The organism is Colwellia demingiae, from assembly GCF_007954275.1.
In the GTDB taxonomy this organism is placed as follows: Bacteria; Pseudomonadota; Gammaproteobacteria; order Enterobacterales; family Alteromonadaceae; genus Colwellia; species Colwellia demingiae.
Map to the genome: position 1 here is coordinate 1 of NZ_VOLT01000021.1, position 19,490 is coordinate 19,490.

At 38.1% G+C, this 19,490-nt stretch carries 22 protein-coding genes; 6 read left to right on the plus strand and 16 right to left on the minus strand.

Going from position 1 to position 19,490, the window contains the following annotated elements:
* From glyA to ESZ36_RS22145, 5 genes are all read right to left on the minus strand, one after another.
* On the minus strand, positions 1-955 hold a 955-nt coding region (glyA, locus tag ESZ36_RS22125; protein ID WP_146791933.1), incomplete at its 3' end, for a serine hydroxymethyltransferase.
* A 146-nt stretch (positions 956-1,101) separates the two neighbouring features.
* A complete protein-coding gene (gene nhaC / locus ESZ36_RS22130) occupies positions 1,102-2,610 on the minus strand; it encodes a Na+/H+ antiporter NhaC (protein ID WP_146791935.1) in 1,509 nt (502 codons plus the stop codon).
* A gap of 361 nt (positions 2,611-2,971) precedes the next feature.
* A complete protein-coding gene (locus tag ESZ36_RS22135; RefSeq protein WP_146791937.1) occupies positions 2,972-5,326 on the minus strand; it encodes an ATP-binding protein in 2,355 nt (784 codons plus the stop codon).
* On the minus strand, positions 5,323-6,120 hold the full coding sequence (locus tag ESZ36_RS22140; RefSeq protein ID WP_146791940.1) for a substrate-binding periplasmic protein: 798 nt from the start codon (positions 6,118-6,120) through the stop codon (positions 5,323-5,325). The genes ESZ36_RS22135 and ESZ36_RS22140 overlap by 4 nt, the downstream gene beginning before the upstream one ends.
* Complete coding sequence (locus ESZ36_RS22145; protein WP_146791942.1) at positions 6,117-6,845, minus strand: response regulator transcription factor; 729 nt, start codon at positions 6,843-6,845, stop codon at positions 6,117-6,119. Before ESZ36_RS22145 ends, ESZ36_RS22140 begins: the two co-directional genes overlap by 4 nt.
* A gap of 284 nt (positions 6,846-7,129) precedes the next feature.
* Here ESZ36_RS22145 and ESZ36_RS22150 point away from each other — a divergent pair, with 284 nt between their 5' ends.
* From ESZ36_RS22150 to folE, 4 genes are all read left to right on the plus strand, one after another.
* The gene (locus tag ESZ36_RS22150; RefSeq protein WP_146791944.1) at positions 7,130-8,206 is read left to right on the plus strand and encodes a porin; all 1,077 of its coding nucleotides are present in this window, start codon (positions 7,130-7,132) and stop codon (positions 8,204-8,206) included.
* A 151-nt stretch (positions 8,207-8,357) separates the two neighbouring features.
* Positions 8,358-8,837, plus strand: a complete 480-nt coding sequence (locus tag ESZ36_RS22155) for a serine dehydratase beta chain (RefSeq protein WP_146791946.1) — start codon at positions 8,358-8,360, stop codon at positions 8,835-8,837.
* A 118-nt stretch (positions 8,838-8,955) separates the two neighbouring features.
* On the plus strand, positions 8,956-9,693 hold the full coding sequence (locus tag ESZ36_RS22160) for a substrate-binding periplasmic protein (protein ID WP_146791948.1): 738 nt from the start codon (positions 8,956-8,958) through the stop codon (positions 9,691-9,693).
* Positions 9,694-9,794: 101 nt separating this feature from the next.
* Complete coding sequence (folE, locus tag ESZ36_RS22165; RefSeq protein WP_146791950.1) at positions 9,795-10,340, plus strand: GTP cyclohydrolase I FolE; 546 nt, start codon at positions 9,795-9,797, stop codon at positions 10,338-10,340.
* 12 nt (positions 10,341-10,352) lie between these two features.
* On the opposite strand, the gene bluB is transcribed toward folE, so the two are convergent.
* From bluB to ESZ36_RS22200, 7 genes are all read right to left on the minus strand, one after another.
* On the minus strand, positions 10,353-11,003 hold the full coding sequence (gene bluB, locus ESZ36_RS22170; RefSeq protein ID WP_146791952.1) for a 5,6-dimethylbenzimidazole synthase: 651 nt from the start codon (positions 11,001-11,003) through the stop codon (positions 10,353-10,355).
* Between the two features lie 41 nt (positions 11,004-11,044).
* On the minus strand, positions 11,045-11,485 hold the full coding sequence (locus ESZ36_RS22175; RefSeq protein ID WP_146791954.1) for an energy transducer TonB: 441 nt from the start codon (positions 11,483-11,485) through the stop codon (positions 11,045-11,047).
* Positions 11,486-11,645: 160 nt separating this feature from the next.
* Positions 11,646-11,825, minus strand: coding sequence for a hypothetical protein (locus ESZ36_RS22180; RefSeq protein ID WP_146791956.1), 180 nt, complete (start codon positions 11,823-11,825; stop codon positions 11,646-11,648).
* Between the two features lie 33 nt (positions 11,826-11,858).
* Positions 11,859-12,224 (minus strand): cupin domain-containing protein, encoded by a 366-nt coding sequence (locus ESZ36_RS22185; RefSeq protein ID WP_146791957.1) that lies wholly within the window; start codon positions 12,222-12,224, stop codon positions 11,859-11,861.
* A 107-nt stretch (positions 12,225-12,331) separates the two neighbouring features.
* Positions 12,332-12,823, minus strand: a complete 492-nt coding sequence (locus ESZ36_RS22190) for a GNAT family N-acetyltransferase (RefSeq protein ID WP_146791959.1) — start codon at positions 12,821-12,823, stop codon at positions 12,332-12,334.
* Positions 12,824-12,904: 81 nt separating this feature from the next.
* Complete coding sequence (locus ESZ36_RS22195; RefSeq protein WP_146791961.1) at positions 12,905-13,111, minus strand: hypothetical protein; 207 nt, start codon at positions 13,109-13,111, stop codon at positions 12,905-12,907.
* A 144-nt stretch (positions 13,112-13,255) separates the two neighbouring features.
* Positions 13,256-13,537: a putative quinol monooxygenase gene (locus ESZ36_RS22200; protein ID WP_146791963.1), complete on the minus strand. Its 282-nt coding sequence runs from the start codon at positions 13,535-13,537 to the stop codon at positions 13,256-13,258.
* 463 nt (positions 13,538-14,000) lie between these two features.
* Between ESZ36_RS22200 and ESZ36_RS22205 the strand changes: the two genes are divergently transcribed.
* Positions 14,001-14,774: a sulfite exporter TauE/SafE family protein gene (locus ESZ36_RS22205; RefSeq protein ID WP_146791965.1), complete on the plus strand. Its 774-nt coding sequence runs from the start codon at positions 14,001-14,003 to the stop codon at positions 14,772-14,774.
* Between the two features lie 439 nt (positions 14,775-15,213).
* The gene (locus tag ESZ36_RS22210; protein WP_146791967.1) at positions 15,214-15,663 is read left to right on the plus strand and encodes a hypothetical protein; all 450 of its coding nucleotides are present in this window, start codon (positions 15,214-15,216) and stop codon (positions 15,661-15,663) included.
* Positions 15,664-15,915: 252 nt separating this feature from the next.
* On the opposite strand, the gene ESZ36_RS22215 is transcribed toward ESZ36_RS22210, so the two are convergent.
* The 4 genes from ESZ36_RS22215 to hflX all read right to left on the minus strand — a co-directional run bounded on the left by ESZ36_RS22215 (position 15,916) and on the right by hflX (position 19,378).
* Entirely contained in the window at positions 15,916-16,452 is a 537-nt protein-coding gene (locus ESZ36_RS22215; RefSeq protein WP_146791968.1) for a GNAT family N-acetyltransferase, read from the minus strand.
* A 128-nt stretch (positions 16,453-16,580) separates the two neighbouring features.
* Entirely contained in the window at positions 16,581-16,898 is a 318-nt protein-coding gene (locus ESZ36_RS22220; RefSeq protein ID WP_146791970.1) for a heavy metal-binding domain-containing protein, read from the minus strand.
* A 112-nt stretch (positions 16,899-17,010) separates the two neighbouring features.
* On the minus strand, positions 17,011-17,559 hold the full coding sequence (locus tag ESZ36_RS22225) for a hypothetical protein (RefSeq protein WP_146791972.1): 549 nt from the start codon (positions 17,557-17,559) through the stop codon (positions 17,011-17,013).
* A 469-nt stretch (positions 17,560-18,028) separates the two neighbouring features.
* Complete coding sequence (gene hflX, locus ESZ36_RS22230) at positions 18,029-19,378, minus strand: GTPase HflX (RefSeq protein WP_146791974.1); 1,350 nt, start codon at positions 19,376-19,378, stop codon at positions 18,029-18,031.
* Positions 19,379-19,490: the final 112 nt, after the last annotated feature.

A 19,490-nucleotide genomic window follows, 5' to 3' on the forward strand; every position in this document is an offset into this window, starting at 1 on the left:
ATAAATGATTATCAGTACCACCTGAGACCACGTTATAACCACGTTGTTGGAATGTTTTTGCCATTTCACGGGCGTTATCGATAACGTTTTGCTGATACTCAACATACCCTTCAGATAACGCTTCTTTAAAACAAATCGCTTTGGCTGCGATAACGTGCATTAACGGTCCACCTTGACCGGCAGGGAAAACGGCTGAGTTTAATTTCTTAGCCAGTTCGTCATTTTGTTTCGCTAAAATCAAACCGCCACGAGGGCCACGTAAGGTTTTATGGGTGGTGGTGGTGACCACATCAGCAATAGGTACTGGGTTCGGGTATAACCCGGCTGCGACCAAACCCGCAACGTGCGCCATATCGACAAAAAGCCACGCACCAATGCTATCGGCAATGTCACGAAAACGCTGCCAGTCAACCACACGAGAATACGCTGAGAAGCCTGCAATGATCATTTTTGGTTGATGCTCTTTTGCAAGACGCTCAACTTCTTCGTAGTCAATTTCACCAGTTGCTTCATTTAAGCCGTATTGCACTGCGTTATATATTTTACCGGAAAAGCTCACTTTAGAGCCGTGGGTTAAATGACCACCATGGGCTAAGCTCATGCCCAGCACGGTTTCACCAGGCTTGAGCAAGGCCATAAAGACCGCTGCATTGGCTTGTGAGCCAGAATGAGGTTGCACATTGGCGTAATCGGCGCCGAACAATTCTTTTGCACGATCAATAGCCAGTTGTTCAATCACATCGACGTGTTCACAGCCGCCGTAATAACGCTTACCGGGATAACCTTCCGCGTATTTGTTAGTCAATTGACTGCCTTGTGCTTGCATTACGCGTGCACTGGTATAGTTTTCAGAGGCAATCAGTTCAACGTGATCTTGTTGACGTTTGTCTTCTTGCTCCATTGCTTGCCAAATACTGTCGTCGAAGCCTGCTATTTGATCATTTTTATAAAACATTTCTTTCTCCGCGGCTGAACATGCCGTGTTTTTATTTTAGATTTATTTTAATACTCGTTTGAACACAAGCGAGTAATTGTTTCATTAATGCCACTACTGCATTGAATTAAAAATTCTATGTAGCAGTGACGTAATTAATTATGCTGCTAAGCGTGTTTGGCGGACATATTCGCCCCTTTCCTTACTTCTACAGTTTTATTTTCAGTCATTTCCTCTTCTTCACGTTGATATCGGTCTAACTCTTCCGCTGACATTTTTGGTGAAAAGAGTCCTAGCGCTGCATAGGTCAAACCAATTAATGGAGATAACCAACAGGCGAAGGCTAATGGAATATAAAGTAGGTTTTCAATATTCCCCTCAGCAATCCCCAAACCTAATGCGGTAATAACAAAAGCACCACCAGCATTCCACGGTATTAGCGGAGAGATTAAGGTTCCACCTTCTTCAACAGCACGTGATAAGTTCAATTTCGAGTAACCTTTATCAACATAAGCTGGTGCAAACATTCTTCCTGGTAACGCAATTGAGAGGTAAGGGTCGCCAGCAACAAGATTGGTTGCTATTGCAGCACCCGTAGCTGAAGCTTGTAAGCCAAAAAATGACTTAACGCGGCTAAGTATTGCCGTAATAATAGTTTCCAAACATTTAGTACGCTCAAGTACACCGCCAAAGCCTAACGCAATGACAACTAACGTAATAACCCAAGTCATTGATTGAACACCACCACGATTTAGCAAGCCATCAATTTCAGAAACGCCAGTTTCTATCTTGTATCCTGATTGCATAAAGTTAAATATTTCATGCACTGAAGCGCCCTGAACAAATAGAGCGAGTAACGCACCAGCAAATACACCAGCGAATAACGAAGGTAGAGCCGGCATTTTTTTAAGGGCAAGCGCAATGACTAGTAAGGGTGGTAATAATACGTAAAAAGAAAGGTTAAAATTGCTTTCTAGACCATTAGTAATAGCCTCGATTTTAGAAAAGTCGACTTCATTCGAACCAATTAGATTAAATCCAACGAATATATAGATGACCAAAGCAATAAGCATTGCAGGTACCGTTGTTGGTAACATATTACGAATATGATCAAATAAATTGACGCCCGTTACTGCAGGTGCCAAATTGGTAGTATCAGAGAGTGGTGATATTTTGTCACCAAAGAAGGCGCCGGAAACTACAGCCCCTGCAGTCCAGTACATTGGGACATCAAAGCCAGAGCCAATACCCATCAAGGCAAGGCCTACGGTACCTGTTGTACCCCAAGATGTTCCTAAAGATACAGATACTACGGCACATAACACCATGGCTGCAGCCAAAAATATTTCTGGATTCAATACTTTTAATCCGTAGTATATAAGAGCTGGTACAGTACCTGAGGCAATCCAGACGCCGACAATCATACCAACGGTCATTAGAATAGCGATTGATGGAAGCCCGACACGAATAACGTGCATCACTCCTTTTTCCATATCATCCCAGCGATAACCACGAAACCATCCCAAAGTGGCTGTAATCGCGATCCCAATAGCGAGAGGAATATGAGGCGTAAAGTCGCCGTAATAGAATAATTGAATGCCTAGAATTGTCAGTGTCAATATTATCGGCAGTATTGCCATAAATAAACTGGGTTTTATTATATTATTTTCAGTCATTTTTTACTCCTGTTGAGTTATCGGTTATGAATAATAATTCAAAGATTTGAACTATTTCTCACCACCCTGATAACACTAAAGGCTAGATGTAAACTCAGAATTAACAACTTGTATAAAGATGTAAACAGAATTATTAGCGGTGTTACATGCGCTAAAAACTGATAGAGGTGTTTGATTGAAAGTGATTGTAAATGGGGTGTTCAGCTGACATAGACAATTAAGGAGGTTTAGTTTTTTGTAGTCTTATTTATGATGTAACTGTGTCTAAACTATAAAAAACCAGGTTGAAATTATAGTTAGACAAAATTTCAACCTAGATTAACTTCTTCTTAATTTAAGAGGCAGCTCATTTTTATGTGGTTTAACTGCAGTAGGTTTCTGCCTTAGTTAAACTCTGTTCCATAATAGGGTCTAGTTGTAAAAGCAGTTGTGAAACTTGCTTAATGGTGCCCTTCTTGGCGTTCTGCTCTAGTTGACGCAATAGATTACTGGCTTTGACAAAACCGAGCATATCACAAGCACCTGCGAGCGCATGGGCTTGATGTTCTACTTCATAATGATCGTCACTCGCTAAGCTTTGTTTCAATGCAGGCCAAAGTTGTTGTTGAGTTTTACAAAAACTTTTCATGAGCTTTGCTAATTTAGCCGGACCTAAAATCTGTAAATGAGTTTCGATCATTGATACATCAAGTAACGGCATGTCACTAGTGGTATCTATTTGCTGAATAGCTTTAGATAACTTAGGTTTTTGTGGGTCGAGTGCACGCTCTATAGCCTCTAATAGTAACTGTTGCTTGACAGGTTTAGCGACAACATCTTGTAATCCAGCATTGAAATAGTCTTGAATATCGTCGGGGCGAACGCTCGCGGTTAATGCTATTATCGGAGTTTTATAATTACAGCATTTATCGTTTTCGCGGATTTTAGCACTGATATCGAGTCCGCTTATTCCTGGTAAATGCATATCCATCAAAATGATATCAAAGATCTCGCGATTGGCGGTTTCTATGGCATCATGACCATTATCAGCCAATATCACTTGGTGTTTTTCGAGCAAACCCAGCACTACCTGTTGATTAATTTCGACATCTTCTACTAATAAAATTTTCAGTAGAGGCAATTCCGGTAATACTGCTTTAGCTTTAAATTCACTCGCTTTAGCAACTTTAAGTTTTACTTCAACCCAAAAAGTACTTCCTTGACCTACGGTACTTTCCACACCAATCTGCCCACCCATTTCCTGACTCAATTGACGGCAAATTGAAAGTCCTAAGCCCGTTCCACCAAAGCGACGCGTGATTGTTTCATCGGCCTGAGTGAAACGTTCAAATATGTGCTGCTGCAATGCCGGTTCAATGCCAATGCCACTATCTTGTATTGAAAACCGCAATTGATGTTGATGCTCACTCTGTTCAAGGTAAGAGACCCGGAGTAATATTTCACCATGATCGGTAAACTTGATCGCATTAGCTAACAGATTGGTTAAGATTTGGCGTAAGCTACCTGCCGCGTCATGATAACAAACACGCGCTACTGGCGTATCAAGCTTCAAGTGCAAATATTTTTCATCCGCTTTAGGTTGCATCAAGCTAATAAGACTATGTAGTAACTCATCCAAAGAAAAAAAAGATTCAGAGCAGACATAACCGCCCTCTTCTAGTTGAGCGAATTGCAATACATGGTCAAAGGTTTCAAGCAAAGCTTCCGTTGAATCATGTAAAATTTTCACACGATGAGACTGCGGATCGGTAAGTTCATTGTTTTGCAGTAGTTGAATCATGCCAAGCATACCATTCATCGGCGTACGAATTTCATGGCTCATGGTCGCTAAGAACTGTGATTTGGCTTTGTTAGCTTCTTCGGCGACTTCCTTCGCTTGTTGCAAACTCATGGTCCTACGCTCCACCATTTGTTGAAGCTGATCGCGATTATAGCGTAATGCCTGCTGCTCTTCTTCTCGTCGGTTAATATCAAGACGAATCGCCAGTCGCATATCATTAAGCGCATTAACTAATTGGTTCAATTCATCAGGAAAATTTGGTTGTCGGCGGCTTAACGTCAGCGGAGCTTCGAGGTCACCGTCACCGATAGCTTTACTGTAACCCGCCATGCTTTCGAGATGCCTAGTAATCAGCCGTTGTAAAATGAACATAATCACTAACATGATCAGGACTACCAGCAGTGTCTGGTTTAATAAAATATTAAAACCAGTCTGCCATAATCTAGCGTGTATGGTGGCCAGGTTGGTAGCAATAATCAGTGTACCTAATTGACGTCTATTACTTTGTTCATTTTGACTATCATTATTGCCAACCCGCTTGTTAGGAATGCTGAGTCCAAAGCTTGATTTCATTACCTTGCTCTCAACGACTTGCTCAGGCAAACGGATAAGTGTTTTATTCGTATGATCTTTAAGTTCAAGGCTAGCGATATCTGGCAGCGCTTTAATACCTTTAAGTTGTAGTTCAAGCTGAGCCTGATCAAAATCCCACATACTACGAGCCAAACTGGCGATATAGCTAGTACTAATTAATTGGATCTGCTGGTCGATATTGCGCATTTCTCGACGGTAGTCCAATGTGATCTGTACTGCGGTCGATAACATAATAAACACAAAGCTATAGAGGGTGGTATAAACCATCATCCGATAACTTAATGGATGGTCCTTAGGATAACGGATCAGACGACGTAAGCCGAGTATGTTAGGGAATTTCACGGGTTATTCGCTTCAGTTGAAGACTCAAGATATGCCTTACTGTACTTAGTTACTAACTGCTGTATTTTACCACTTTGATGCAACTCATTTAAGCGTTGGTTAATATAAGGTAGGTGCTGACTAAGCTCACTGTGGGAGCCAAGTGCCAAATAATAGTACTCGGTTTTTAACTTAAACGGTGCCGCGATAATTTGCTTGGTATAGCCAAACTTTTGAGTTTGTAATTTACCACTAACAATACCTAATGGTATGAAATCAATTCTGCCTTGAGCCAATTTTTTTAAATTTTGTTGACCCTCTGAAACATACTCTACCTGATTATGCTCATCAATAAATTTATCTAAACTATCACCGAAACTATCACCAAATAGCAAGCCCACAGTTTTTCCTTTTAAATCATTGAGTGAATGATAAATTTTACTATTATTCGGGTTGACATAAATACCAATGGGATCGTCAACAATATGTTGTTCACTGAAGTCAAAATCAGGTTCTCGGCTTGCTATCCGATAGGCCGCTACCACAATATCCGCATGTCCTGTTTTAACTTCCGACAAACAACGTTTCCAGTTACCAACGGTATCAAGCCTAACTTGGTAGCCAAGTTCGCCGAAAATCAACTTAACAACCGCGGGGGCCACACCGACTAATTTTTCCTGTTGCACCCAAGAGACGGGTGGATAATAAGGATGACCACATGCGATTAGCTCTTTTGTTTGACCTTTGGGTGATTGGATCACCATCATTAAGCCAATGATTATCAAAACACAATGAGCTAACCAGGATGGTTTCATACGACATCAACAACTTTTGGTGTGAATAAATAACCTGCGCCATGCACAGTCAATATTAAGCGTGGATTGGTAGAATCATCACTAAGCTTGCGACGCAAACGACCGATTAATACGTCAACAGTTCTGTCCGTTGGTACCCATTCTCGGTTACGGATCTGATCGAGAATTTGATCTCTAGTCATGATTTGGCCAACATGGTCCATAAGACATTTCAGTAATTGAAATTCACCTTCAGTTAATTGCACTGTTGTTTGTTCTTCATCGATAAGTTGACGTCGAACTGGGTTCAGTTTCCAACGATCAAATGCCTTTAAAATATAGTCATCATTGTCGGCAGATTTGACTTGTTGGCAAAGTCTGACACGGCGAATAAGGTTTTTCGCTCTAGCCAAGATTTCACGAGGATTAAAAGGTTTAGTTACATATTCATCTGCGCCACATTCGAGTCCAATCAGACGGTCTACTTCGTCCTGACTTCCCGTGACTAAAATAATACCAACCTCGTTATTTACGCGTAACTCTCTGGTTAAAGTCAGGCCATCTTTTCCGGGCATTCGGATATCGAGCAAAATGAGATCTACAGTGCCAAGAACCAATAACTCTTCAGCCTCTTCAGCGGTAGTTGCACATAAAACGTCATAGCCTTCATTTTCAAAGTAACTACTCAAAACCTGACGAGTCAACTCATCATCATCAACTATTAGAATCTTAGTGTCTGATAGCATTATTAGTGTCCCCCTAATTATTTTTCTTATTATTATTTTAGCTCAGTATATCGATAAATTTCATCTCGTCAAGTCACAAAGATAGCTTGTAAATGCCTTTGCATACCTTGTTTACAACTTTGCACATGTTATTTATCGTGGGTTTACATCGTACCGTTAGTGTTTTGTTCGCTGGTGTATAAACCACCAAGCAAAACAGGAAGGTTGGCGATTAGATTCCATTTAGTCATCCCTCATCTTCTTGAATAATTATAACAATTCCACAATAAGTACAAGGGTATAGCATGAAACACACAAGATTAAAGTCAGTATTACTTCCTTTAGCGTTAGCGTTACCTATTTTCGCCGCACAAGCTGCTGAAGATGCGACTGAAGCTGAATTACAACGCCAGTTTAATGAAATTAAAACACGCTTAGCGCAGCTAGAACAAGGCAAAGTAGTCACAGCAGAGCAAGAATCAAATACAGAAATGAGCTTCTATGGCACGTTGCGCCCTACTTTTGGTGTAACTAGCACCGATGACAACGATAGTTGGGATGTAGGCGACGCACTGTCACGTATAGGCTTTACTGCTGAGCATAAATTAAGTAATGGCATGATTGGCTTTACCAGAGGTGAATTTAAAGTCCAAATCCAAGGCGATGCTCACTTTGGTGACGCCCGCAAAGCTTATGTTGGTATAAAAGGTGACTTTGGACGAGTTGCTATTGGTAAACAAGATACTACTAGTTATGCAGTAATGGGAGTGGTTGATATATTTAACCGTACTAATACCCCCTTAGCTTATGATGATATCGGTGTATTCCGTAAGCAGGAATTAGTTTCTTATCGTAAATCTTTTGGTAACTTGCAATTACGAGGTGAAGCGCAATTCTCTGGTGAAAACGATGATCTAGATGGCAGCGAACTAGTCAATGCTGGTGCAATTTATACAGGCAGTGATTATACGCTTGGTTTTGCTTATCTAACCAGAGACTTTACAGGTGCCGATGAAAATAGCATTGCTGTAACCGCGTCTAAAAGTATTGGTGATTGGTATTTTGCCGCCGCTTATGGTGGTTTTTCACGCGATATAGTTGATGGCGATATTACGACAATAGATGTCGTAGCGACCTATGCAATCAATAGCGAATATAAGTTATTGTTTGGCGCATCACAATTTGATGATGAGCAAGCTGAAGTCAATTCAAAAGATGTTGCACGCTTTAATACAACGCTTGAATGGCAAGGCAGCAAAGATTTCCGCTTATTTGTTGAATACCAGCATAACGAATATGACAATGACGACGTTAATCTAACCGTTAGCGATAGCGACCAGCTAACCGTTGGTATGCGTTACAACTTCGATGTTAAGTTTTAATCAAAATGATGAGACGGTGAATACTTAAATTTGTTCTCCAACATCATCGTATTGTGAACGCGCGGTACTTAGTTCAACTTTGTGCCGCGTGATTCAAACTTACGGTTTCAATTTACTGTTCCGACTTAACTCAAGGCTACAAGAGAATTTTATGATTAGTGCTTTTGACATGGTTAGTATAGGAATTGATCCATCCAGCTCCCACACTGTTGGCCCGATGCGCGCCGCTTTTCGTTTTAGCAAATTGCTTCAACAAAAAAAGGTGTTAGACCGTGTAAGTCACGTAAAAACTGAATTATTTGGCTCTCTCGCACAATCTGATATTAGTCATGGTAGCTGTAAAGCAGTGCTCTTAGGATTAGCCGGTTTCGAACCGGAAACCATTGATCCTGATATTATTGAGGCATTCCTACTGAAGGTTGAAACTACTCAGCGTTTATCATTACTCGGTGTGCATGACAGTAGCTTTCCACGCCAAAATGCCGTTACCTTTCATGGCCCACAAACGTTACCTGACCATGCTAATGCGATGGAGCTCAGGGCCTATAACGGTGAAGAATTATTACTTAGCCAAATTTACTACTCCGTTGGCGGTGGTTTTATTGTCAACAAAAGAAAATGGAATCGGTAGAGCAAGTCCAAGGTTTCTGATGAAACCTACTGAGTCCGATGAATACTGACACTCACTTTTTAAAACAATATGAAATATAACAAAAAAAATCACATTCCAACTACAAAGGATTTTAAATATGAAACGTCTACTATCTACAGTTTTTTCTCTTTCACTGGCTTTTTCAGGTATAACATATGCTGAAAAAATAACCGCTATAGGTGATGATTGGCCTCCATTCCTTTCTCCTGACATGCCAGGCCAAGGTATTGCATTACAAATAGTGCGGGCCGCGTTTAAAGAGCAAGGCCATGAAGTTGAAATGAAATTCGTGCCTTGGACAAGATCTATCAAATCGGTCAAAGAAGGCAAGGTTGATATTCTTGTTGGTACTTGGTGGACGAAGAAAAGAAGTACCTTCTTAAATTTCAGCAATGATTACCTCGTTAACAATATAAAATTTATCAAACGTGCAGACGATTCATTTGAGTACGATGGTTTAGAGAGTTTAAATAAAAAAAACGTCGGAGTTATTCGTGACTATGGTTACAGTGATAACTTTAAGAAAGCGATGAATTTCAATAAACCTGAAACGACGAGATTTATTAATAACTTGAAAAAGTTGGTGCATAACCGAATAGATCTCACGTTAGAGGATGAAATAGTAGCGCGTGCTTTTATAAAAAATGAAGCGCCTCAACTCAAAGATAAAATAGCATTTTCCGCTAATCCTCTATCGAGTAATAAATTACATATTACCAGTGGATTATCTAACCCTAAAAATAAAAAGATCATTGCTGATTTTAATAAAGGCTTAGAGAAAATAAAAAATAATGGAGTGTACGAGTCAATATTAAAAGCAAACGGTCTGCTGTAAAGCGTTGACCTAACGCTTGATAAACGTTATCAATTTCAACATACACTCAAATTCGGTACTTTAATTGGTAACGGGTATTATCAACTCTAGGAATAAGTAAAGTGAGCATAGAAAGTAACTATCGAGAAATCATCGCAACAATTGGTGAGGACATTAATAGAGATGGCCTAGTAGATACTCCTAAACGTACAGCAAAAGCGATGGAGTTTTTAACTCAAGGGTATCAACAAAACATCAATGATGTTGTAAATGGAGCATTATTTACGTCTGATGCAGATGAAATGGTTGTGGTAAAAAATATTGAATTATACTCGATGTGTGAACACCATATGCTTCCGTTCATTGGTAAATGTCATATCGCTTATATTCCTAGTGGTAAAGTTTTAGGGCTATCAAAATTTGCCCGAATCGTTGATATGTATGCGAGGCGATTACAAATTCAAGAAAATTTAGCCAGAGAAATCGCATTATCGATACAAGAGATAACCGGCTCTATTGGTGTAGGCGTGATTATTGAAGCACAACATTTATGCATGATGATGCGTGGTGTAGAGAAACAAAACTCATCAATGACAACATCGGTCATGTTAGGGGAAATGAGAGAAAATTCCGCAGCAAGACAAGAGATGTTGTCGTTAGTTAAGTAATTTTTAAAGGCATTATGCCTTCTTAGACCATTTTTCTTTATGGATAAGTTGGCTAATATTTTCTCTTGGTAACCAACCAAACGTTTCTAGTTCTGGTTTATCTTTAAAGTTTGAAACATAACCTAAACATAAATAGGCAATTATCTCGATGTTGTCTGGTATATCTAGTGTTTCTCTCAATACATCATCATGTATGATACTCACCCAGCCCAAGCCTATATTTTCAGCCCTTGCCGCTAACCAAATATTTTGAATTGCACACACTGTGCTATAGAGATCCATTTCAGGCTTTATTGTTCGTCCAATGACAACAGGGCCATTTCGTTCTCGATCACACGTAACACATATTCCTAATGGAGCTTCTAGGATACCTTCCAATTTGAAACTTTGGTATTCTTCTCTTTTTTCTTCTGAAAATTTCTGAGCTGATTCAACGCTGGCTAATTCATAACCTTTTTTAAGTGCATTTTTTGTCTCTTCTTCGGTAACCAATATAAAGTCCCAAGGCTGCATAAAACCAACACTTGGTGCATGATGTCCAGCCTTAAGGATACGCGCTAATACCTCGTCGGGAATAGCTTTAGAAATAAAGTCTTTTCGTACATCTCTACGTGAGTAAATCACCTTATATAACGCATCTCTTTCTACATCAGTAATGTTCATATTCGCCTTTAACAAACCGTTTAATCGCCTTGTTGTGTGAATTAGCTACATGCTAATTTTGTTTGTTGTATACAGTATTTTTGGGAAAGTTCTGTTGACTCTCCCCCCATACAAAAATCAAGTCTTAGTGTTCTTTTTTCCACAGTAGATTTCCCCTCTGTAGAAACAGGAACCCATTGCCATTTTTTCAGCATTCTACGCGAATATTTACCAATACTCTTTTTAGGTAATGAATTAATAATCTCTACATTTTCAGTTTTACCTGACTGTGAAATATCAAACGATAAGATTGCGCAACCTCTTACCCCTGTTCGAGCAAGTTCTATTGGATATTTAGGCGTGTTTTTATTTTCACGTTGCCATGTAAAGTTACTCGTTGGGTTTATATCTGTAACCTGCACATCCGCGTAAATTTTCTTTGCTAAGCTACTGATGGATACGCTCATCAGAACGAAAGCAATTAAAGCCATTAGTTTTTTCATATACACTCCATGTAAATCAATTAACACAACGCCTTGTTAGGCTTTTGCGCGACCTTTTAGCTTCCAAATTGCTAACACTCTCATTAACAGGCTAAGTAAGTGTTGGTTAAGATATTTAGCCTAACAAAACCCATCTAACGGTTTAATGACTTATTATCTTTTAACCACAACAGTCACCGTCACTTGAGCGTCCACCGATTAAATAAAATAATTTACCCCTTCTATATCCTCGTAATACACCAAACCCAACAAAAAGTGAGATTGCACCTAGCAGTGGAATATTTATAAAAAATAGCAGTACGCTCACTGCGACTAAAACCACACCTATCAATATTTGCATTAAGTTGTCCTAAATAGTTCGAGCCTAATTATGCTAAATCCACGTTTGCTTTTCTGATGATACGGTTACTTCACTTTGATGCTCGCCAGTATGGGCGGTAGATGAAGGTTCAACCATCATGAAATGTGTATCTGGCTGTGCTTTAGGGCAATGTTCAACACCTTTAGGCACGACATACATTTCACCGGCATTAAGTACAATGTTCTCATTTCTCAATTGCAAAGTAAGTTGCCCTCTAAACACAATAAAAAGTTCATCTTCATTATCATGTTTATGCCAGACAAGTTCGCCACTACCTTTTGCTATTTTAACTAACTGACCATTTGATTCAGCTATAACCTTTGGAGTCCATACTTCGTTGAACATGCCAAATTTTTCACTGATATTGATTTTATTCATTGAACCCTGCTTAATATATTTCGCTCATTTAATGGACTAAGTAATGGTTGGTTATAACGTTGCCGCAAAATCAAACAAACGGTAAGTTGTCTCGTTGTGATTTATCATTATGTTTTCAAAAGACTAAATACATGATTGTCATAGAATTTACCGTCTTTATATATTGCTTTCTTGTGTATAGCCTCTAATTGCAAACCACATTTATCTAAAACGCGTATGGAAGCTGTGTTTTTCGAAAAGACGGATGCAAAAAGTCTAACAATGTCTGTAGTTTTAAATATCAGTGGTATTAATTCATTAATAGCTTGAGTTGCAACACCTTGTCTCCAGTAATCTTTTCCAATCCAATAGCCTATTTCAGCAGAGCGTTGATATTCAAATTCTCCTCTATCAGCCCCAATACACCCGATCAAAGTACCATTACACTCTATTGCTTTAACGATCCCAATTTTGCTTCCAGTCGAAATCCACCATTGTGCATCTTGCATCGTATAGGGTTTTGGTATTTTTGATGATAAGTATTTAACAACTTCTGGTTCATTCAAAATATGTACAAGCTGTGCTTTATCATCTTCCTTGAATTCTCTAAGAATCATCATCGTTATTATTCAATCAGGCAAAGGTTAAGAAAAACATAATCCCCTAAAAAGGGGCTGGAAATTGTTAGCTATAATAAGCGACTAATGAGTAAAAGCATAATCAATGATTACACCATAGCCGCTATAAACAATAATAAATAACCCCATGTACCGAATTATTTTCAAGAAACTAGGACTAAAGTTGAGGTTGATTTTGGCGGTATCTAAAAATTTTCCATGATATATTTGAACAAGAATAACACCTAGAGCAAAGACAATAATAAAATCTATCCAGTATCTTAAATCCATTGAGTAACTCCAAGCCTTGAAGGGCTGATAACAGAAAATTAATGGGCTAAGTATAATTTTACTAAACCAGTGCAAAGTAAAGTGCAGCCAACGTTGACGTTTTTTTGTCGATATTATTGTTGATGTATAAATAACAAATGGCGATTAAACACGGTTACTCATTTGATAATGTCTTTGCAGATTTATGGTAACTTTACCCCAGTTTGAATTTTTAACTCTCAATTGATGGCTATCAAATGCATCCTGGTCGGTAAACTCTTCATAAACATTAAACTTATTACTATTAACACTATCTTGAGTTACTTCAAACGTTAAACAACCGGACTCTTGCCGTGTCAGCATTTTATGCGTGATAAGTTCTTCTTGTACTTTAGCTAAATCAGCATCAGGAATAACGATGTGACCTTGTAAAATAATTTTGGACATTGCACAAGTCTCCTGAAAGTATGACGCTTATTATGGACATGTATCAGTAATACCTGAACCATAAAAATCATCTAATTACCGTTAATATCCCACAATATAAGTGTATTAGAAACAGTAAAACTTGCTGTTTTATGTATATAACTTCAACTTACGATTATGTTTAATTAACCTGATAGCACTAACGCCTTTAGTACGCATCAAGTGGTCATGTTTTCTATAGCGTTAAGTTCCCCAAACAGAGATAAAAAATTAACAAATAGTGCTATTTCTATTAGGGAATAATGCTCTTTGATCCAATCAGTCATAACTTAATATCCAGCACACCACCACCCGATAAAACATAAAAGTACCTATAATACCCTTTGCCTTTTAAAGAGTTCTAGTGGCTATATGTTCCTATTGGACTCCATGTAAATGTGTTATCGTTTAGCCAATATGTATGCTCAAAGGCTTGTTATTAAAGATGATATTTGAACTGGTTTTTCTCTTCTTCGCAGGCATTTTTGGCGGCGTTATTAACTCAATTGCAGGCGGCGGAAGTTTCATTACATTTCCCGCACTTATGTTTGTCGGCATTCCCCCTATTATAGCCAGTGCGACAAATACTTTTGCGTCATGCGCTGGTTATATGAGCGGTACTTATGCCTTTCGAAAAGAAATTTCTGATCATAAAGATGAACTGTTCCGAATCATAATAATCAGCTTAATTGGCGGTATTGCGGGTGCATGGTTATTACTGAAAACGCCTGAAGCGGTATTTCGTGAAGCCATTCCTTGGTTACTTTTATTTGCTACTGTACTGTTTGTGTTTGGTGGAAAAATTAATGCTAGATTAAAAAAAATGGCATCTAATCACCGTCACGCCTCATCCATTGGCGGAATTTTACTGTCAATTATACTCTTAGGTGTGTCGACTTATGGCGGTTTCTTTAACGCCGGGCTGGGCATCATTACACTCAGCTATTTAGCATTAGCGGGTCACACTAATATCAATACCATGAATGGTTTAAAGTTATTAATCTCATCGACAGTGTCACTGATTGCAATCGCACTGTTTATTTATAATGATGTCATTGCCTGGTATGAAGGTTCTATTGTGTTATGCGGAACCTTAGCAGGAGGCTATGTTGCTGCGAATGTGTCACGTCAACTTCCTCAAAAGCATGTTAGACAATTTGTTATTGTGGCGAGTATTGCTACCACGCTCTATTTCTTTTTTGATATTTATGCAGGCTAGCTCTCATATGGTAGTTCAGTGAAGATGACCACTAATTTAGAACTAGACTTCACTGTTACCAGCAAGTTTACTGACTAAGCGCTAATAAAAAAGTCTACTTACTTATCAAAAATAGAATCGATTTAGTATAATTATTGGCTACATTAAATTCGAGTGATGTGCCTCCCTACCCCAAAGACCTAATTTCATAAGTAATATTTGCACTACACATATTAGCGGGTGCCAATACTTTTTATTTAGTGATAAATATTTACTCATTACTCTCTTTGTATGTGTCCAAACAAAATGTAATTAACTGCAGAAGTCATCAGTTAGAAGAGTTCCGTGGATATAACTGTACCTTTATCGAACGGATAAAGTACATTTATTAACCTATACTCCATGAGTTTAATGCGATTTAAGTTGTGTATTAAAGAAACTAACCTTCGGAGAAATCACAATGAAAATAGTTAACATTTTTTTATTAATGCTATTAGTCAGTCTAAATGTTGTTGCTCAGGACCGATTAGAAATATTTAAAGATTATGACTTAAGTAAAGAAGTACTTTCTGTAACTACAGTCAAAGTAGATCCCAACATGGAAGATATCTATTTAGCGGGATTAACAAAGAGCTGGATAAAGGCAGTAAAAATCCAAAAGGATTTAGGACACATAAAAGATTGGAATATATGGGCTAGTGAATTACCACAAAGTGGAGATTTTAATTTGGTTTTGACAGTCACGTTTGAAAGCTCTCAAGATTTAGAACCAAATAAAACTAAATATGATAAATTTATGAAAATATGGGGTGAAGAAAATCAAAAAATCTCTCAAGAAACCTCAGCTAAATACCCTGAGGTTAGAGAGTTAACTGGTGAATATCGATTAAGAAAAGTCATTTTTAAATAACTTTTAAATAACAATGTTGCGCTTTGCTATAACAAATTTATATAGAAACGCATCTTGTTATAAAAATTTAATAGCGCTAAACAGAAGGTTTATATTTCAACTCTCGCTTCCATTTAGCGCACATTAGAGCTACTTTTCAAGTTTAACGATGAGTTAAAGATTCAATATTTCGTGTCTTATTTGAATTTTGTGAAGCTATTATCAATAATTGTTTAACTTTAAGCATCGGAGTTACCCTAAAGCGGGCCATGTTTATGACTTGTTATAAGCCGACTTACACAAGCCATATGCATAATCATCTACATATCGATTATTAATTACAGTGTTTTGCAAAAAACATCCTTCACGAATAAAACCTTGTTTTTCTAGTAGTTTATACGAGCCTGTATTATCAACTGAACAAAATGCTACTAATTTATTCAATTCCAACTCGTTAAACGCATATGCTTCGAGTATCCTTAATGCACTACTTGCTATACCCCTCCCTTGTGTACCACTCTTTATAAGGAAACCAACTTCAGCAATCTTAGCTTCATGGTTCAGTATTTTAAGCGCAATACTACCAACTTTTTCACCACATTCTAATTCAGTGATAGACAGTGAGAACCATCCATCACTTTTTATATCCCACGGTTGTGATCTAACTTCAAATGCTGCTTTTGCTTCATCATAGGTAAAAGGTTTAGATACATGCTTCATAATTTCTGAGCAAGTTGATATTTCTAAGAACAGTTCCAGATCTGATTTATCAAATGGTAATAGCTTTATTCTTTCATCTGAGAGATGCACAATATTTCCTTCGTTTTTATAACACCCCGTTAAGAGGAAAAAATTATTAGCTAAAAGAGTGCCCCGAAACGTCGACAACTGTTATGTGTGATCTCCCTCCCGATAAAAAAGACACATTTATTAACTGGTTATTTTTTTAATTTTACCGCTGTTCCAAAGACCATAATTTCAGATGAACCATCCATTATTGCGCTTGTGGTAAAACGAATACCTACAACCGCATCAGCTCCCTTTTCTTGTGCATTCTCAACTAACCGTTGAATTGCGATATCTCTAGCATCAGTTAGCATTTCCGTGTAACCGCGTATTTCACCGCCGACAATACTTTTTAGGCCTGCCATTATGTCCCGTCCAATATGCTTTGCTTGCACTACGTTGCCAGTGACGACACCGACAATTTCTTCTATTTCTTTTCCTGGGATTGACTCTGTGGTTGAATAAATCATAAAAATTCCTTGAAAAATATCGCCCAAATAGCACAGGCTAAGTAATTGTTAGCTAAGATGTGAAACGAAGTGGAACGCAGCCAACAGTTACGTGTCCTTGTTTATTTACTTGTCAGCTGGCATTTGAACGCAATAATGCGACGTGTTGCTCATAGCCAACTTGATTAAAATTGCTTGAATAATAATTCATAAAACCATGTAAGTAATCCACTTGTGTTGTTATTACATTATTTTTTTTTGTAAGCTCTTCTTTAAGCTTAGAAACATCAAAATGTGATTCATTTTTAGGGAATACTAAATTTATTTTAAAACAAGGATCTATGTTGGTGTAATTCCTTATTTGTGAACCATAAAAGCAAAACGCTTGTTTAATAATATTATTGTCATTGTTTAGGGAAAGTCTCCAAATTGCTGAGGCGCCTACACTGAAACCAATTAGGGTTGTTTGACTGTCGAGTGACGCCAACGTTTTAACTACTTGTGAAACGTATCTATCAAGCCCAACTGTAGTAATAAAGCATGAATATGCCTCAGCTTCATTTTTAAAACCCATACTTTTTCCTTTGTATGGATCAACAATAGTATTTGCCCCAAGTTTGTCTTTTAGTTTTAATAAAGCGGGAGTAATACCAAAAACATCTGAAACTAGAATTATACTCATAAACCTTGTTTGTCAGTTAACGCCCAAATAACAGGCTAAAGATTGGTTGCTAAAATGCTGAACAGATTGAAAACAGCTAGCTGTATATTGTTTTGATTAAACAGTTTGTTATAGAGACATCCCAGAAATATCAGTCCCGTGATTTTTATTAATTGATATTTAACATTTCAATAATTTAGAAAGATTAAATTTAACATAAACCCTAATTGCTTTGATAGTACTGAAGACTACGCAGATATATACTTATGTCATTGATCAGTATTCGACAGGAACGCTAAACCCTATTGTTCGATTACTTAACCATTTTAAAAATCATCTCTTTTTTTTGTCTATTACTATTTATGATACGCACAAAGTGGACCAAATATTCTAGCTGTTCTCACTAAAAAACAGGTCCACTTGTTAAAGCCTACTATTGACATATAAGTAGATATTTAACATTGTGTAGGTTCAGAAAATTCGTACCTTTCTATAAGCTCAACATCCGTTTTTTCAATCTTGCTAAATCAATCGCATTTGAACGAACTGTAAGTTTAATATGACTATTTTCATATTCTTCCTTAGTAACACTCATTCTCGATCGAATTTCACCTATGATACCGTTAGCGGTATAAGGAACAATAATCTCCTCTTCAATCATCTCGTTTTGCGCAACGCCAACAATATATTTATGCAATTTACTCACATCAACAGGATTACGAGCAGATGTCAGCATGGCATCAGGAAACTCTTCCATCAGGGCTTGTTGCTGCTCAATACTTAGTTGATCTGATTTATTGAGTACCAGTAATTTTTTACTGTCCTCAACACCGACTTCTTCCAGTACTCCGTGTACTACATCGAGTTGCGCACGAAATGAAGGATCAGAAGCATCGACTACATACAACAGTAATGAAGCATCATGCGCTTCTGCTAAGGTTGAATGAAATGAGGCGACTAAGTCGTGCGGTAATTTTTTAATAAAGCCGACAGTATCTGACACTAATATTCGCGGTTGAGTGATAGGAAATAAAGCACGAACCGTGGTATCAAGCGTCGCAAAAAGTTTGTTTTCACCTTCAACATCACTACCGGTAATTGCTCGCATCATTGATGACTTGCCCGCATTGGTATAACCAACCAAAGCAACACAAAAAAGCTCAGAACGTTGGGTACGTCGGCCTTTCATTTCATTTTGAACACTGACCAACTCACGTTTGAGCTCTGCTAATTGGTCTCTTACTGCACGGCGGTTTAACTCTAGCGTAGTTTCGCCAGCGCCTTTACCCATTTGACGTTCTTTATCACCACATGATGTTTCGCGAAGTCGTGGCGCTACATAATTAAGACGAGCAATTTCAACTTGTAATTTCGCTGTTTTGGTACGCGCATGACGACTAAATATTTCAATAATAATGCCAGTACGGTCAAATACCTCTACGCCTAATTGATTCTCAACATTTCGTAGCTGAGATGGGCTTAAATCACAATCAAATACCACCACATCAGCACAAGCAAACGGAAGATTATCTGATGGGATATCACTAAAGTCTGATTCATTAGCTATTTCTTCAAATAAGTCTTCATTTTCTTCGCCTTCAACCACACCTTGGTTGCCCGTAAGATGTGCTATTTCTGCCAGTTTCCCTAAACCGAGTACATTAACTCTTTTAGTCGAACTTTGCTTTTGAGACTGGGTGCCGACTACTTTAAATCCTAGTGTAGTCACTAAACGCGCAAGCTCTGCAAGTGATTCTGTTGCTTCATCACCTTTAAATTCAGGTGTACAAATAGAAATAAGTAAAGCGTTAGTAAGTGATGCTTTTGCTGTTAGTTGCATAATTTTTTATGTTAGTGCACCTATTACCCACGGGTATAAGTGCAAACCTAAGTTTTTATCTAAAGTAGCCTGATCCTACGCTGTTATAGCTGAGCTTTATAGAGCAAGAGAA

Excerpts from the sequence above, each read along its gene's own strand:
- nhaC (WP_146791935.1), bottom strand. The coding sequence starts at position 2,610 with ATGACTGAAAATAATATAATAAAACCCAGTTTATTTATGGCAATACTG.
- ESZ36_RS22140 (WP_146791940.1), bottom strand. The coding sequence starts at position 6,120 with ATGAAACCATCCTGGTTAGCTCATTGTGTTTTGATAATCATTGGCTTA.
- ESZ36_RS22145 (WP_146791942.1), bottom strand. The coding sequence starts at position 6,845 with ATGCTATCAGACACTAAGATTCTAATAGTTGATGATGATGAGTTGACT.
- ESZ36_RS22150 (WP_146791944.1), top strand. The coding sequence starts at position 7,130 with ATGAAACACACAAGATTAAAGTCAGTATTACTTCCTTTAGCGTTAGCG.
- ESZ36_RS22155 (WP_146791946.1), top strand. The coding sequence starts at position 8,358 with ATGATTAGTGCTTTTGACATGGTTAGTATAGGAATTGATCCATCCAGC.
- ESZ36_RS22160 (WP_146791948.1), top strand. The coding sequence starts at position 8,956 with ATGAAACGTCTACTATCTACAGTTTTTTCTCTTTCACTGGCTTTTTCA.
- bluB (WP_146791952.1), bottom strand. The coding sequence starts at position 11,003 with ATGAACATTACTGATGTAGAAAGAGATGCGTTATATAAGGTGATTTAC.
- ESZ36_RS22175 (WP_146791954.1), bottom strand. The coding sequence starts at position 11,485 with ATGAAAAAACTAATGGCTTTAATTGCTTTCGTTCTGATGAGCGTATCC.
- ESZ36_RS22180 (WP_146791956.1), bottom strand. The coding sequence starts at position 11,825 with ATGCAAATATTGATAGGTGTGGTTTTAGTCGCAGTGAGCGTACTGCTA.
- ESZ36_RS22185 (WP_146791957.1), bottom strand. The coding sequence starts at position 12,224 with ATGAATAAAATCAATATCAGTGAAAAATTTGGCATGTTCAACGAAGTA.
- ESZ36_RS22190 (WP_146791959.1), bottom strand. The coding sequence starts at position 12,823 with ATGATGATTCTTAGAGAATTCAAGGAAGATGATAAAGCACAGCTTGTA.
- ESZ36_RS22195 (WP_146791961.1), bottom strand. The coding sequence starts at position 13,111 with ATGGATTTAAGATACTGGATAGATTTTATTATTGTCTTTGCTCTAGGT.
- ESZ36_RS22200 (WP_146791963.1), bottom strand. The coding sequence starts at position 13,537 with ATGTCCAAAATTATTTTACAAGGTCACATCGTTATTCCTGATGCTGAT.
- ESZ36_RS22205 (WP_146791965.1), top strand. The coding sequence starts at position 14,001 with ATGATATTTGAACTGGTTTTTCTCTTCTTCGCAGGCATTTTTGGCGGC.
- ESZ36_RS22210 (WP_146791967.1), top strand. The coding sequence starts at position 15,214 with ATGAAAATAGTTAACATTTTTTTATTAATGCTATTAGTCAGTCTAAAT.
- ESZ36_RS22220 (WP_146791970.1), bottom strand. The coding sequence starts at position 16,898 with ATGATTTATTCAACCACAGAGTCAATCCCAGGAAAAGAAATAGAAGAA.
- ESZ36_RS22225 (WP_146791972.1), bottom strand. The coding sequence starts at position 17,559 with ATGAGTATAATTCTAGTTTCAGATGTTTTTGGTATTACTCCCGCTTTA.
- hflX (WP_146791974.1), bottom strand. The coding sequence starts at position 19,378 with ATGCAACTAACAGCAAAAGCATCACTTACTAACGCTTTACTTATTTCT.